This window comes from Paracidovorax citrulli (assembly GCF_900100305.1).
GTDB classification, from domain to species: Bacteria; Pseudomonadota; Gammaproteobacteria; order Burkholderiales; family Burkholderiaceae_C; genus Paracidovorax; species Paracidovorax citrulli.
The window spans coordinates 120491-134265 of the sequence record NZ_FNEY01000008.1 but is presented as its reverse complement, the minus strand read 5'-3'; the positions used below and the strand labels follow the sequence as shown (position 1 = coordinate 134265).

Here is a 13775-nt window from a genome sequence, read left to right as displayed (position 1 = left end):
CGCGTGCCGGGCGCCGGTCAGGCGCCTGCGCCAGCGCCGGGCCCGGAAGCCGCAGCGGCGCCCCACAGCCGGTCCAGTTGCTCCGGCGGCAGCGCATCGCTGAAATGGAAGCCCTGCACTTCGTCGCAGGGCTGGCGCATGAGGCAATCGAGCTGCGAGCGGGTTTCCACGCCCTCCGCCCGCACCGAGACGCCCAGCGCATGCGCGAGCGCGCCCACGGCCTGCACGATGGCCCGGTCCTGCGCGCGCTCGGGCAACTGCGCGACGAAGCCACGGCCGATCTTGATGCCGTCGGGCAGAAGGTGGCGCAGGCAGGCCAGCGACGAATAGCCCGAGGCGAAGTCGGCCAGCGTCAGCCACACCCCCTGCTGCTTGAGCGCTGCCAGGGCCTGCAGGGCCTCGTCGCCATGGGTGAGCAGGATGCCTTCGTTGATCTCCAGCTCCAGCCTGCGGGCCGGCAGGCCGCTGTCCCGCAGGGCCGCGGCCACCACGGACGGCAGGTCGGCCGCCTGCGGGCCGGCACTGCCGAACTGGCCGGCCGAGAGATTGACCGACACCCGCACGCCGCGGGGCCAGCCCGCGGCATCGAGGCACGCCGTGCGGAGCACCCACGCGCCCAGCGGACGGATCAGCCCGGTTTCCCGCGCCAGGGGCAGGAACTCCTCGGGCTGCAGCATTCCGCGCACGGGATGCTGCCACCTTACCAGCGCCTCCAGGCTGCGCAGCGCTCCGCCGTCCACCGCATAGCAGGGCTGGTAATGCAGGCGCATCTGCCCGGTGCGCAGCGCCACGCGCAGGTCCTGCTCCATCCGCAGGCGCGCGGCGGCCTGCGCGTCCAGGGCGTCGGTGTAGCAGCGCCAGGTGTTGCGGCCGGCCGCCTTGGCGTCATAGAGCGCGATGTCGCCCTTGCGCAGCAGCTCCTGCGCAGTGCGCGCATGCAGCGGCGCCTGCACCACGCCGATGCTGGTGCCGATGCAGACGATCTGGCCGTCGAAGGCGAAAGGCTCGCACAGCGCGGCCACCACGGCGGCGCAGCGGCGGCCGATGGCATCGGGGTCCTGCGCGCCGGCCAGCACCAGCACGAACTCGTCCCCGCCCAGCCGAGCGGCGATATCCTGCGGGCCCAGCAGCGCCTGCAGGCGCCGGGCCACCTCCTGCAGCACCCGGTCCCCCAGGGCGTGGCCGAGCGCATCGTTGACGGGCTTGAAGCGGTCGAGGTCCAGGCACAGCAGCGCCAGCGGCTGCGCCGGACCGTCCGACTCCAGGAGCGTGGCCAGGAACTGGTGCAGCCGCCGCCGGTTGGGCAGGCCGGTGAGCGTATCGTGCAGCGAGAGGTGCCGCACCCGGGCCTGTGCCTGCCATTCGTCGGTCAGGTCGGTGGCGGTGCCGCGGAAGCCCTGCCCCTCCCCGATCGCCCGCGCCGTGACGCGGCAGATGCGCTGCAGGCCGGAACTGTCGTCGATGCGGCACAGCAGGGTGTCGCGTGCGGCGCCGTCGGCTTCGGCAGGGCCCCGTCCGTCCGCGCGCTCCAGCCAGGGCTGCAGCGGCTGCCCCCCCTCGGGCCGCAACAGGTCGGCCAGCGGCCGCCCCAGCCAGTCGCCGCGGCGGTGCCCGGCGACCTGCGAGAAGCGGTCGGAGAGATAGGTCAGCCGGCCCTGCGCATCCGTCTCCCACAGCCAGTCCGAGGAGGTCTCCGCCATGTCGCGGAAGCGCCGCTCGCTGCCCTGGAGTTCGGCCTGGCTGGCCCGCAGGGCCTGCAGTTGCGCGTCGATCTGCCGGGCCGACGCGAGCGCGTTGCGCAGCAGCAGCACCAGCACGCCCAGCATCAGCAGCACGCCGCCCGCGAACAGCGGCAGGGTCTGGCGCAGCAGGTCGCGGCCCGGCTGGGGCGGGTGCCAGTTCAGGTGGATGGATGGCGAATCGAGCAGCGGCATCGATTCGTGGCCCGGCAGCGGCCCGTGCGAGGCCATGAGCGCGGGCACGCCGTATTGCTCGCTCAGCCGCGCGAGCCACGCCGGGTCCAGGACGGTGACGAACATCATCACCGACGGCGTGCCCGGCATGACGGGGATCGAGGAATCCCAGCCCGGCGTGATGGTGGCCGCCGCGGCGATCGCCGGCAGCCCGCCCACCTCCAGCGCGCGCACGACGCTGCCGTCCTGCACGTCGCTTTCCCGCGCCGCCGCCAGCAGGCCGGCCACGTCGCCCTGCAGCCAGCCGGTGATCTGCCGCGACGTGGGTTTGCCGTCGATGACGCCGTACACCGTGCGGCCGGCGCCATCGACGACCCACACGCCGTTGTAGCCGTAGAGATCGAAGGGGATGTCGCCCACGTTGCGGTGCTCGTCCGCCCAGACCTTGTCCACGGTCAGGTGCAGGTGGCGGTAGGCCTCGCCCCACTTGCTGTAGTTGATGATGTTGCGGCCCGTCTCGTTGCGCTGCTGCTCCAGGCTGCGGGCGATGAAAGTCCGCGAGCGCGCCTGCACGTCGGCATCCTGGCTGAGCGCATTGGTGACCAGCAGGTAGGCCCCCAGCCCGATCAGCACCAGCAGCGCCCCGATGGCGGGCAGCAGGCGCCGCAGCAGCGAATGGCCGCGGTGCGGGAAAGCCCGGCGCGAAGGGGCAGGATCGTTCATCGAAAAAAGCGGAAAACCAGCGGTCGGGCGGTCGCGGATTGTCCCAGAAGGGCGCCGAAGCTGCGTTCCGCTGCCCGGACTACCCTTCGAATTGCGGGTGTGTCTGCCGGATGCGCGCCATGGCGATGCCCGCGGCGGCAGTGCGGGTTTCCGCGCCCAGCTTCACATAGACGCGCTCCAGGTGCTTCTTCACCGTGGCGGGGCTCGACCCCAGGATGTCGCCGATGTCGCGGTTGGTCTTGCCCTTGAGCAGCCAGTAGAGCACTTCGGCCTCGCGCGCCGTGAGCCGAAAACCCAGGGCCAGTGCCTCGATCACCGCCGCGTCGGACACCTCGCGCATCACGACCAGCCAGTCGCCGCCGCCCTCGCCGTCGCCGGTCTGCTGGTGCAGGCTGAACGACAGGCGCCGCGCGCCACGCTCCACCACCAGGCGCGGCGGTTCGGTCCGCTGCGCGGCGAAGACCGGTATCTGCGGCAGCAGCGCGCGCAGCCATTCGGCCACGGGCTGGGGCGTGGCCGCCGGATCGCGCGGCCCGTCGCCCTCGGCCGGGAAGTATTCGCGCAGCAGCGTGCGCGCCAGCGCGGTCTGCCACATCAGCCGCCCGTCGCTCGCGCGCACGGTGATGCTGGCATAGCCGAAGGCATCCAGCGCATTGCGCGCCTGGCCCGCGTGGCGCATGTCCTGCCGGGCCCGGCGCGCGCCCTGCAGGTGCACGTTCATGCGTGCCAGCACCTCGCGCGGCTTGATGGGCTTGGTCACGTAGTCCACGCCGCCCGCGGCCAGGGCCGCCTCCAGGTGCTCGGTCTCGGTGAGGCCGGTCATGAAGATGATGGGGATGTGCGCGGTGGCCGGCCGGGCCTTCAGGCGGCGCGCGACCTCGAAGCCGTCCATGCCGGGCATCATGGCGTCGAGCAGCACCACGTCGGGCATGGCCTGGGCGGCGCGGGCCAGCGCGGTCTCTCCGCCGGTGGCGACCAGCACCGTGTAGCCCGACTCGTCGAGCGCATCGTGCAGCACGGCGAGGTTGTCGGGCACGTCGTCCACGATCAGCACCAGGCCGGCGCTGTCGCTGTCCATCAGCGGGGCTGCGCGGCCGGCGGACTCGGCATGAGGGGCGGAAGGCGAAGGCACGTCGGTCATCGGGATCAGGAAGAGGTCATGAGGCGGGCCAGCGCCTCGAACTGGAACTGCCGCGCCAGAGCGCGCGCCCGGGCCACCCAGCCGGCGCATTCGGGCTGCGCGGCCTCGATCTCCGCCAGCTGGGCCATCACGCCCCGGTAATAGCCCAGTTCCACGGCCTCGGCCAGCGTTGCGAGCCGCGCGGCATCGGGCATGGCGGCGTCGGCTGGCGGCGGCGGCGCGGCAACGGTGGACGGAGGCGGCTCGTCTTCGAGCCACTGCAGGGCCAGCCGGCGCTCCAGCCAGTCCAGCAGCTCGGTGTGGCGCACCGGCTTGACGATGAAATCCTCGGGCCTGATGCCCACGTCGTTCTCCAGCCCCTTGTCGAAGGCGTTGGCCGAGACCACGGCCACGTGGGCCCGCGCATGGCCGGCCGCACGCAGGCGACGGATGGTCTCCCAGCCGTCGATGCCGGGCATGGCCAGGTCCATGAAGACCACGTCGGGCCGGTAGCCGGCGGCCAGCAGGTCCAGCGCGTCGTGCCCGCTGGCGGCGGTGCGCAGCTCGAAGCCCAGCGGTGCCAGCAGTTGCACCAGCAGTTCGCGGTCGGGCTCTTCGTTGTCCACCACCATCAGGCGGCGGCGCGGGCCGGCATAGCCGCGCCGCGCGGACCGCGGGCCGGCGGCGCGCAGGTCGGCCGCGCCCAGGGCGCCGGGATGCACTTCGGGCAGGAAGAGCCGGACGCGGAACAGCGCGCCGGCACCGGGGGTGCTGGTCACCGTCATCTCGCCGCCCATCAGCTCGGTCAGCATCTTGGCGATGGTCAGCCCCAGGCCCGCGCCGGGCGCCGCGCCGTGGCTGCTGGCCGCGCCGCGCTCGAAGGGCTCGAAAATGCTCGCGCGCTCGGCCTCGGTCAGGCCCGGGCCGCTGTCCTCGATCTCGATCAGGGCCAGTTCGCGCGCATGCCGCACGCCCAGGCGCACATGCCCCGCGGCGGTGAACTTGATGGCGTTGCCGATCAGGTTGATGAGGATCTGCCGCACGCGCTTGTCGTCGCCGCGCACCACCTCGGGCAGCATGCCCTGCGGATCGAACCGGAACGCCAGCCCCTTGGCGCGGGCCTGGGGCTCGAACATCTCGACCATCTCGTGCACGCAGTCGGCGAAGCGCATCGGCCGCACCTGCAGCGTGAGCTTGCCGCTCTCGATGCGGGCGATGTCCAGCGTGCCCTCGATCAGCGTGAGCAGGTGCTCGCCGCCGCGCCGGATCACGCCCACGGCCTGCCGGCGGTGCGGCGGCACGGAGGCGTCCTCGCCCATCAGCTGCGCGTAGCCCAGGATGCTGTTGAGCGGCGTGCGCAGCTCATGGCTGATGGCGCTGATGTAGCGGCTCTTGGCCTGGTTGGCCTGGTCGGCGAGGCGCCGGGCGTGCTCGGCCTCCTCGCGCGCCTCCTCGGCCACGCCGCGCGCCTGCTCGGCGGTCCGCCGGGCCTCCTGCAGGGCCTGGTCGGTCTGCCGGTGCAGGGCGATCTCGCGCTGCAGCAGGTGGGTCTGGCGGTTCGACTCCTCCTGCGCCACCTTGCGGCTCTTGTGGGCGAGCACCAGCCACCAGGCCACGATGCCCGAGATGACCAGCAGCGCCAGGTAGGCCTTGAGCAGCCCCGACCGCAGCGCGGCCACCGGCGCACCGGCCGCGCCCAGCGACTGGAGTTCCTGGTGGTTGAAGAGCCCGAACACCGCCGCCAGCAGCGGCGCGATCACCAGCATCAGCAGCAGGAAGTGCCCCAGCCCGGAATCCAGCACCCGCCAGGCACGCCGCGGCAGCAGCCAGCGCAGCGCCGCCGCCCACTGCACGGCCAGGTGCGCATGGGGCTTGCACATGTCGCCGCAGCGCGCATCGAGCGTGCAGCACAGCGAGCAGATGTGGCCGCGGTAGGCGGGGCAATGGGCCATGTCCGGCGCTTCGTACTCGCGCTCGCACACCACGCAGCGCAGCATCGCGGGCGCCGCGGACGCTGCCGCCGTGGCAGCCGCACCACGGCCGCACCCTGAGCAGCCGCCCTGCCCGCACTTTGCGGGAGCAGGCGCGGGTACCGCGGCCGGCCCGGTCCGCGCCAGGTAGTGGCGCCCGCCGGTCGCCCACGCGATCGCCGGAGCGGCGACGAAAGCCGTCACCATCGCGATCACCGCCGAGAACGCCTGCGCCGTCGGCCCGAACAGCCCCAGGTGCGCCACCACCGAAAGCAGCGAGGCCAGCGCCATCGCGCCCACGCCCACCGGGTTGACGTCGTACAGGTGCGCGCGCTTGAACTCGATGCCCGGCGGCGACAGCCCCAGCGGCTTGTTCACCACCAGGTCGGCCACCACGGCCATCATCCAGGCGATGGCGATGTTGGAATACAGCCCCAGCACCTGCCCCAGCGCGGTGAACACGTTCATCTCCATCAGCATGAAGGCGATGAGCGTGTTGAACACCACCCACACCACGCGCCCCGGGTGGCTGTGCGTGAGGCGCGAGAAGAAGTTGCTCCACGCGAGCGAGCCCGCGTAGGCATTGGTCACGTTGATCTTGATCTGCGACACCACCACGAACAGCGCCGTGGCCGCCACCGCCCAGCGGTAGTCCGCGAACACGTAGCCGTAGGCGGCCAGGTACATCTGGTTCGGGTCCACCGCCCGCTCGGGCGGCACGCTCAGGGTGATCGCCAGGTAGGCCAGCAGCGCGCCACCCAGCATCTTGAACACGCCCAGCACCACCCAGCCCGGCCCGCCGGCCAGCACCCCGGCCCACCAGCGCCAGCGGTTCACGGGCGTGCGCGCCGGCATGAAGCGCAGGTAGTCGGCCTGCTCCCCCATCTGGGTGATGAGGGCGATGCCCACCGTGAGCGCCGCGCCGAAAAGGTGCAGATCGAACGCCGCCGAGCCGCCGCGATCCCCGGAATAGTGCAGGACACCCGCGAATGCACCAGGATCGCGCGCCAGCACATAGCCGAACGGCACCAGCAGCATCACCAGCCAGACCGGCTGCGTCCACACCTGCAGCCGGCTGATGGCCGACACCCCGTGCGTCACGAGCGGAATCACCGCCAGCGCGCAGAGCACGTAGCCCCAGGCGGGAGGGATGTCCAGCGCCAGCTCCAGCGCATAGGCCATCACGGCGGCCTCCAGCGCGAAGAAGACGAAGGTGAAGCTCGCGTAGATCAGCGAGGTGATGGTCGAGCCGATGTAGCCGAAGCCCGCCCCGCGCGTGAGCAGGTCCATGTCCACCCCGTAGCGCGCGGCATAGGCGCTGATCGGCATGCCGGCCAGGAAGATGATGAGCCCCGTCGCCAGGATGGCCCAGAAGGCGTTGGCGAAACCGTATTGCACCAGCAGCGTGGCACCCACTGCCTCCAGGACCAGGAACGAGGCGGCGCCGAAAGCCGTGTTGGCCACGCGCCAGGCGGACCACTTGCGGAAGCGCTGCGGCGTGAAGCGCAGCGCATAGTCCTCCAGCGTCTCGCTGCCCACCCAGCTGTTGTAGTCGCGGCGCACCTTGACGATGCGCTGCGGCGCTTCGCCATCGGGCGGCGCGGCAGCCGCTCGCGGGGTATCGGCAGCAGGAACAGGGGCGGGATTCACTCCCCGGCAGGTGCAGCATTCATGCCATCGCCGACGCGGCAGCGACCCACTGGCAGGGTTCCTGCTTTACGATGCCGCCCAGTTGAGGCGACCGACGGACCACCCCATGGAACTGACCCCCCGGGAAAAAGACAAGCTCCTTCTCTTCACCGCCGCGCTGCTGGCCGAACGCCGCAAGGCGCGCGGCCTCAAGCTCAACTACCCCGAAGCGGTGGCGCTCATATCCGCGGCCGTGCTCGAAGGCGCGCGCGACGGCAAGACAGTGGCCCAGCTCATGAGCGAAGGCCGCGAAGTCCTCACGCGGGCAGACGTGATGGACGGCGTGCCAGAGATGATTTCCGACATCCAGGTGGAAGCCACTTTCCCCGACGGCACCAAGCTCGTCACCGTCCACCAGCCCATCGCCTGACGCGGCCCGCCGCGCGCCCTTTCCCTCCCGGAGCATCCCCATGCGCATCGCCCGTTCCCTGTTCCCCGCCCTGCTGGCCGCCGCCGCATTGCCGGCACTGGCCCACACCGGCGCCGATGCCGGCCACCACCACGGCGTCGCCGCCGGGTTCCTGCACCCGCTGACCGGCATGGACCATCTGGCCGCCATGGTGGCCGTGGGCCTCTGGAGCGCCCTGGCCGCACGCAGCCGCCGCGAACTGCTGGCGGCGCCCCTGGGCTTCGCCGGCATGCTGCTCGTGGGCGCGCTGGCGGGGCTGGCGGGCCTGTCGCTGCCTGCGGTGGAGCCCATGATCGCCGCCTCCCTGCTGGTGCTGGGCCTGCTGGTGGCCACGCAGCGCCGCCTGCCCGCGCCCGCCGCCGCGGCGCTGGTCGGTGTTTTCGCGGTCTTCCACGGCATCGCCCATGGCCACGAACTGGCCGGCGGCGGCGCAGCCCTGCCCACGCTGGCCGGCATGCTCGCCGCCACCGTGGCCCTGCATGCCGGCGGCATCGGCCTGGGCGTGGCCCTGCGCGGCGCCAACCGCTGGCTGCCGCGCGCGGCCGGCGCCGCCGTCGGCCTCTTCGGCCTCGCCCTGCTGGGCGGCCTGGCCTGACCGCAAACCGAGGCAAGGAGCGCACCATGGTCCCGGGCGAACTGCTGGTCGATGACGGCGAGCACCCACTCATCCCCTGCCGGCGCACCGTCACCCTGGTGGTGCGCAACAGCGCCGACCGGCCGATCCAGGTCGGCTCGCACTACCACTTCGCCGAGACCAACGGCGCCCTGGATTTCGACCGCGCGGCCGCGCGCGGCATGCGGCTGAACATCACCTCGGGCACCGCCGTGCGCTTCGAGCCGGGCCAGCAACGCACCGTCGAACTGGTGGACTTCGCCGGCAGCCGCACGGTGTACGGCTTCCGCGGCGACATCCAGGGGCCGCTGGACGCAGGCACTGCGGAGACCGCCCCCGGCCTGCCGCAGCAGCCCTGACCCGCCCCGCCTCTTCACGCCCCAAGCCACGCCCCCGGAAAGGCAAGACCACACCATGGCCACCGTCTCCCGCCGCGCCTATGCGGAAATGTTCGGCCCCACCGTGGGCGACCGCGTGCGGCTGGCCGACACCGGCCTCGTCGCCGAAGTCGAGCAGGACTTCACCCTGCGCGCCGGCGGCTACGGCGAGGAAGTCAAGTTCGGCGGCGGCAAGACCATCCGCGACGGCATGGCCCAGAGCCAGCGCACCCGTGCAGAAGGGGCGATGGACACCGTGCTCACCAACGCCCTCGTCATCGACCACTGGGGCATCGTCAAGGCCGACATCGGCCTGAAGGACGGCCGTGTCGCCGCCATCGGCAAGGCCGGCAACCCCGACACCCAGCCCGGCGTGGACATCGTCATCGGCCCCGGCACCGAGATCATCAGTTGCGAAGGCAACATCGTCACGGCCGGCGGCATCGACAGCCACATCCACTTCATCTGCCCGCAGCAGATCGAAGAGGCGCTGGCCTCGGGCATCACCACCATGCTCGGCGGCGGCACCGGCCCGGCCACCGGCACGCTGGCCACCACCTGCACGCCCGGCCCCTGGCACATCGAGCGCATGCTGCAGGCGGCCGACGCCTTCCCCATGAACATCGGCTTCCTGGGCAAGGGCAACGCCAGCCTGCCCGCCGCATTGCACGAACAGATCGAGGCCGGCGTGATCGGCCTCAAACTCCACGAAGACTGGGGCACCACCCCCTCGGCCATCAGCAACTGCATGGACGTGGCCGACGCCACCGACACCCAGGTGGCGATCCACTCCGACACGCTCAACGAGAGCGGCTTCGTCGAGAACACCATCGCCGCCGTGGGCGGACGCGGCATCTGCGCCTTCCACACCGAGGGCGCGGGCGGCGGCCACGCGCCGGACATCCTGCGCGTGGTGGGCGAGGACAACTTCCTGCCCTCCTCCACCAACCCCACCATGCCCTACACGCGCAACACGCTGGACGAGCACGTGGACATGCTCATGGTGTGCCACCACCTGGACGCGGCCATCGCCGAAGACCTGGCCTTCGCCGAGAGCCGCATCCGCAAGGAAACCATCGCCGCCGAGGACATCCTGCACGACCTGGGCGCCATCAGCATGATGAGCAGCGACAGCCAGGCCATGGGCCGCGTGGGCGAGGTCATCCTGCGCACCTGGCAGACCGCCGACAAGATGAAGCAGCAGCGCGGCGCCCTGCCCGAGGACGGCGCCCGCAACGACAACCACCGCATCAAGCGCTACGTCGCCAAATACACCATCAACCCCGCGATCGCCCACGGCATCTCCCACGACGTGGGCAGCCTGGAGGTCGGCAAGTGGGCCGACATCGTGGTCTGGAAGCCAGCCTTCTTCGGCGTGAAGCCCGCGATGGTCCTCAAGGGCGGCAGCATCGCGGTGGCCGCCATGGGCGACCCGAACGCGTCCATCCCCACGCCGCAGCCCGTGCACTACCGCCCCATGTTCGGCGCCTTCGGCGGCTCCCTGGCCCGGTCGTCGCTCACCTTCGTCTCGCAGGCGGCCATGGCGGCCGGCGTGCGCGAGCGCTTCGGCCTGGCCAAGCAGCTGAGCGCCGTGCGCGGCATCCGCGGCGTGCGCAAGCAGCACATGGTGCACAACGGCTACACCCCGCGCATGGAGATCGACGCGCAGACCTACACCGTGCGCGCCGACGGCCAGTTGCTCACCTGCGAGTCCGCCACCCGCCTGCCGCTGGCGCAGCGCTACTTCCTTTTCTGAGCCCGCCGATGAACGCGCCCACCCCAGCCTCCACGACCGCCCCGCTCCTGCGCATCCGCCTGGACGACCTGAGCGATCCGCGCATCGCCGTGTTCCTGCAGGAGCACCTGGCCGACATGCGCCGCATCTCGCCGCCCGAGAGCGTGCACGCGCTCGACCTCGACGGCCTGCGCCGCCCGGAGATCCGCTTCTGGAGCGCCTGGCTGGACACGCCGGACGGCGACCGCCTGGCCGGCACCGTGGCACTCAAGCGGCTGGACGCCGGCCATGCGGAACTCAAGTCGATGCGCACGGCCGCCGCCCTGCGCGGCCAGGGCATCGCCGCCCGCATGCTGGCCCACGCCCTGGCCGAGGCACGCGCCGCCGGCCACGCGCGCATCAGCCTGGAGACGGGCAGCCAGCCCTTCTTCGCACCGGCCCGCGCGCTCTACGCACGCCACGGCTTCGAAGACTGCGCGCCGTTCGGCAGCTACGGCCCCGACCCGGCCAGCCACTTCATGACGCGCGCGCTCTGACCCACACGCATCCGCCAGGCGCCCGCCGGCCGGCCCCAGGCGCCCGGACAGGGCCGCCAAGCCGCAGAATGGCGTTTTCGCCGCCCAGGACACCGACATGCTGACCGCCAACAAACTCCTTCCCCAGGGCCACGGCCTCGCCCCCGTCCTGCTCAAGCGCGCCGCCACCGTCGAACTCGACTGGGACGTGCGCCAGAAAAGCCGCTTCGCCGCCACCGACTCCACCGGGCGCGAACTGGGCGTCTTCCTGCCCCGCGGCACCGTCGTGCGCGGCGGCGACGTGCTGGTGGCCGAGGACGGCAGCATGGTCCGCGTGGTCGCCGCGCCCCAGGCCGTGCTGCGCATCACCCACTGCACGCAGCACGGCAGCCCCTTCGACCTCACCCGCGCCGCCTACCACCTCGGCAACCGCCACGTGCCGATCGAACTGCGCCCGGACCACCTGCAGATCGAACCCGACCACGTGCTCGCCGACATGCTGCGCGCCATGCACCTCATCGTCACCGAGCAGCAGGCGCCTTTCGAGCCCGAAGGCGGCGCGTATGCGGCGGGAGGGCACGGGCACGGCCATGACCATCCGCATCACGATCACGGGCATGACCACGCCCATGCTCACGCGCATGGCACCGAAGCTTGCGACCACGAGCACAGCCACGACCACGACTGCGGCCACCACCACGATCACGGCCAGGACCATGGCCACGCCCATCCGCATTCCCTCGCCCGCTGACGCGCGCATGGCGCCTGCACCCGATCCCGCTCCCGCCGGTTCCGCAGCACCTGATCCGGCATCGGCGCCACAAGGCCTGCCCGCGGCCAGCCTGCTGCAGCTCATCTGGCTCGCCTCGCCCGCCCTGCCCGTGGGCGGCTTCTCGTACTCCGAAGGCCTGGAGATCGCCGTCGAATGCGCGGGCGTCACCAACGAGTCTGCAGCCGCCGCCTGGCTGCAGGAACAGCTCATGCTCACCCAGGCCCGCGGCGACCTCGCCGTCGTCCACCAGGCCCTCGCCGCTTGGCGCGCGGGCGACGCGGAGCGTGTGCGCGCCCTCAACGACTGGGTGCTGCACACCCGAGAAACCAGCGAACTGCGCCTGCAGACCGAGCAGATGGGCCGCTCCCTCGCCGACTGGCTGCGCAACCAGCACGCGGGCGATGCGGAGGCCCTGTCCGACGTCGCCCGCCTCGCCGCCCTGCCGCCCACCTACCCCGTCGCCTTCGCCCTGGCCGCCGCGCGCACCCAGGCGCGCGCCGAAGACGTGCTGCTCGCCTGCGCCTTCGGCTGGGCCGAGAACATGGTGCAGGCCGCCATCAAGGCCGTGCCCCTGGGCCAGAGCGCCGGCCAGCGCATCCTCGCGCGGCTCGCCGCGGCCATTCCCGGCGCCGTGGCCCACGCCATGCAGCTGGGCGAGGCGGAGCGCCAGGCCTTCTCCCCCATGCTGGCCGTGCTCTCGGCCCGCCACGAAACGCAGTATTCCCGCCTTTTCCGCTCATGACGCCATGAACACGACCGCCCACACCAGCACCTCGCCCCTGCACCACGTCCCGAACCGCACCAAGCCCCTGCCCCCGCTGCGCATCGGCATCGGCGGCCCCGTCGGCTCCGGCAAGACGACCATCCTGGAAATGCTCTGCAAGGCCATGCGCGACAAATACGACCTCGTCGCCATCACCAACGACATCTACACCAAGGAAGACCAGCGCCTGCTCACCGTCAGCGGCGCCCTGCCCGCCGAACGCATCATGGGCGTGGAAACCGGCGGCTGCCCGCACACCGCCATCCGCGAGGACTGCTCCATCAACCTCGAGGCCATCGACCGCATGCTCGCGCAATACCCCGATGCCGACATCGTCTTCGTCGAAAGCGGCGGCGACAACCTGGCAGCCACCTTCAGCCCCGAGCTGAGCGACCTCACCATCTACGTCATCGACGTCGCCGCCGGCGAGAAGATCCCCCGCAAGGGCGGCCCGGGCATCACCAAGAGCGACCTCTTCGTCATCAACAAGACCGACCTCGCCCCGCACGTGGGCGCCAACCTGGACGTGATGGAGGCGGACACGCGCCGCATGCGCACCACCGCACAGGGACTCAAGCCGTTCGTGATGACCAACCTCAAGACCCGGCAGGGGCTGGATCAGGTGATCGAGTTCATCGAGAAGAAGGGGTTGCTGCAGGCGGGGCGGGGCTGAGGGGCTGCGCCACGCGGCTAGAATGCGAACCCTGCAGCCTGCGGAGACTTGGGTGAGCGGTTTAAACCAGCAGTCTTGAAAACTGCCGACGGGCAACCGTCCGTGAGTTCGAATCTCACAGTCTCCGCCAGATACCACTGAGGTTGCCCCTGAAACCCGGAGGGCATAGCCGGTCGTCAAGCGGCAGATTTTCGCTAATCCGCCAACCAGCCTTGTTCGTGCTATATCGGGCTGAGGTAGCCCAGAGCTGAATGTAGTCGCGAGCGGTTGTGGAAGGCGACCCAGTGCATGAACTTGCCTGCTCTCACGTGGAAAACCGCTGTCCATGAAAGCAAGCGGTCGTCAGTCAGTTCCACAGACTCTCTGTGATACGTTGTCCCAGCAGTTGCCCTTGCATAACATTTGAGTTGCGCTGTGCCCAGGCTTGCAGCCTGTCCCGGAAATCCTGCCTGTAGTACTGGCTGCTCCTGTCGCAGTGAGAGATCAGGCCCGAAGCCGGCCTG

The 13775-nt window shown here is 71.3% G+C and carries 11 protein-coding genes and 1 tRNA gene; 9 read left to right on the top strand and 3 right to left on the bottom strand.

What is annotated here, in order from left to right; all coding sequences use genetic code 11:
- Window positions 1-17 precede the first annotated feature (17 nt).
- The 3 genes from BLR99_RS07920 to BLR99_RS07910 form a co-directional block, all read right to left on the bottom strand.
- Window positions 18-2636 (bottom strand): bifunctional diguanylate cyclase/phosphodiesterase, encoded by a 2619-nt coding sequence (locus tag BLR99_RS07920; RefSeq protein ID WP_074687000.1) that lies wholly within the window; start codon window positions 2634-2636, stop codon window positions 18-20.
- A 79-nt stretch (window positions 2637-2715) separates the two neighbouring features.
- Entirely contained in the window at window positions 2716-3777 is a 1062-nt protein-coding gene (locus BLR99_RS07915; RefSeq protein ID WP_011796576.1) for a response regulator transcription factor, read from the bottom strand.
- A gap of 5 nt (window positions 3778-3782) precedes the next feature.
- On the bottom strand, window positions 3783-7376 hold the full coding sequence (locus BLR99_RS07910) for a hybrid sensor histidine kinase/response regulator (RefSeq protein WP_046059465.1): 3594 nt from the start codon (window positions 7374-7376) through the stop codon (window positions 3783-3785).
- Window positions 7377-7482: 106 nt separating this feature from the next.
- On the opposite strand from BLR99_RS07910, the gene BLR99_RS07905 reads away from it, so the two are divergent.
- The 9 genes from BLR99_RS07905 to BLR99_RS07865 all read left to right on the top strand — a co-directional run bounded on the left by BLR99_RS07905 (window position 7483) and on the right by BLR99_RS07865 (window position 13402).
- Window positions 7483-7785: an urease subunit gamma gene (locus BLR99_RS07905; RefSeq protein WP_017439570.1), complete on the top strand. Its 303-nt coding sequence runs from the start codon at window positions 7483-7485 to the stop codon at window positions 7783-7785.
- Window positions 7786-7825: 40 nt separating this feature from the next.
- The gene (locus BLR99_RS07900; protein WP_011796579.1) at window positions 7826-8419 is read left to right on the top strand and encodes a HupE/UreJ family protein; all 594 of its coding nucleotides are present in this window, start codon (window positions 7826-7828) and stop codon (window positions 8417-8419) included.
- Between the two features lie 26 nt (window positions 8420-8445).
- Window positions 8446-8796, top strand: a complete 351-nt coding sequence (locus tag BLR99_RS07895) for an urease subunit beta (protein ID WP_011796580.1) — start codon at window positions 8446-8448, stop codon at window positions 8794-8796.
- 55 nt (window positions 8797-8851) lie between these two features.
- Complete coding sequence (gene ureC, locus BLR99_RS07890; protein WP_011796581.1) at window positions 8852-10570, top strand: urease subunit alpha; 1719 nt, start codon at window positions 8852-8854, stop codon at window positions 10568-10570.
- 8 nt (window positions 10571-10578) lie between these two features.
- Window positions 10579-11085: a GNAT family N-acetyltransferase gene (locus tag BLR99_RS07885; protein WP_041827538.1), complete on the top strand. Its 507-nt coding sequence runs from the start codon at window positions 10579-10581 to the stop codon at window positions 11083-11085.
- A 97-nt stretch (window positions 11086-11182) separates the two neighbouring features.
- Complete coding sequence (gene ureE / locus BLR99_RS07880; protein ID WP_046059464.1) at window positions 11183-11815, top strand: urease accessory protein UreE; 633 nt, start codon at window positions 11183-11185, stop codon at window positions 11813-11815.
- Window positions 11816-11822: 7 nt separating this feature from the next.
- The gene (locus tag BLR99_RS07875) at window positions 11823-12578 is read left to right on the top strand and encodes an urease accessory protein UreF (protein ID WP_011796584.1); all 756 of its coding nucleotides are present in this window, start codon (window positions 11823-11825) and stop codon (window positions 12576-12578) included.
- A gap of 4 nt (window positions 12579-12582) precedes the next feature.
- Window positions 12583-13272: an urease accessory protein UreG gene (gene ureG / locus BLR99_RS07870; protein ID WP_011796585.1), complete on the top strand. Its 690-nt coding sequence runs from the start codon at window positions 12583-12585 to the stop codon at window positions 13270-13272.
- Window positions 13273-13314: 42 nt separating this feature from the next.
- Window positions 13315-13402, top strand: a tRNA-Ser gene (locus BLR99_RS07865).
- Window positions 13403-13775: the final 373 nt, after the last annotated feature.

Coding starts and splice junctions, on each gene's coding strand:
- BLR99_RS07920 (WP_074687000.1), bottom strand. CDS start 2,636: ATGAACGATCCTGCCCCTTCGCGCCGGGCTTTCCCGCACCGCGGCCAT.
- BLR99_RS07915 (WP_011796576.1), bottom strand. CDS start 3,777: ATGACCGACGTGCCTTCGCCTTCCGCCCCTCATGCCGAGTCCGCCGGC.
- BLR99_RS07905 (WP_017439570.1), top strand. CDS start 7,483: ATGGAACTGACCCCCCGGGAAAAAGACAAGCTCCTTCTCTTCACCGCC.
- BLR99_RS07900 (WP_011796579.1), top strand. CDS start 7,826: ATGCGCATCGCCCGTTCCCTGTTCCCCGCCCTGCTGGCCGCCGCCGCA.
- BLR99_RS07895 (WP_011796580.1), top strand. CDS start 8,446: ATGGTCCCGGGCGAACTGCTGGTCGATGACGGCGAGCACCCACTCATC.
- ureC (WP_011796581.1), top strand. CDS start 8,852: ATGGCCACCGTCTCCCGCCGCGCCTATGCGGAAATGTTCGGCCCCACC.
- BLR99_RS07885 (WP_041827538.1), top strand. CDS start 10,579: ATGAACGCGCCCACCCCAGCCTCCACGACCGCCCCGCTCCTGCGCATC.
- ureE (WP_046059464.1), top strand. CDS start 11,183: ATGCTGACCGCCAACAAACTCCTTCCCCAGGGCCACGGCCTCGCCCCC.
- BLR99_RS07875 (WP_011796584.1), top strand. CDS start 11,823: ATGGCGCCTGCACCCGATCCCGCTCCCGCCGGTTCCGCAGCACCTGAT.
- ureG (WP_011796585.1), top strand. CDS start 12,583: ATGAACACGACCGCCCACACCAGCACCTCGCCCCTGCACCACGTCCCG.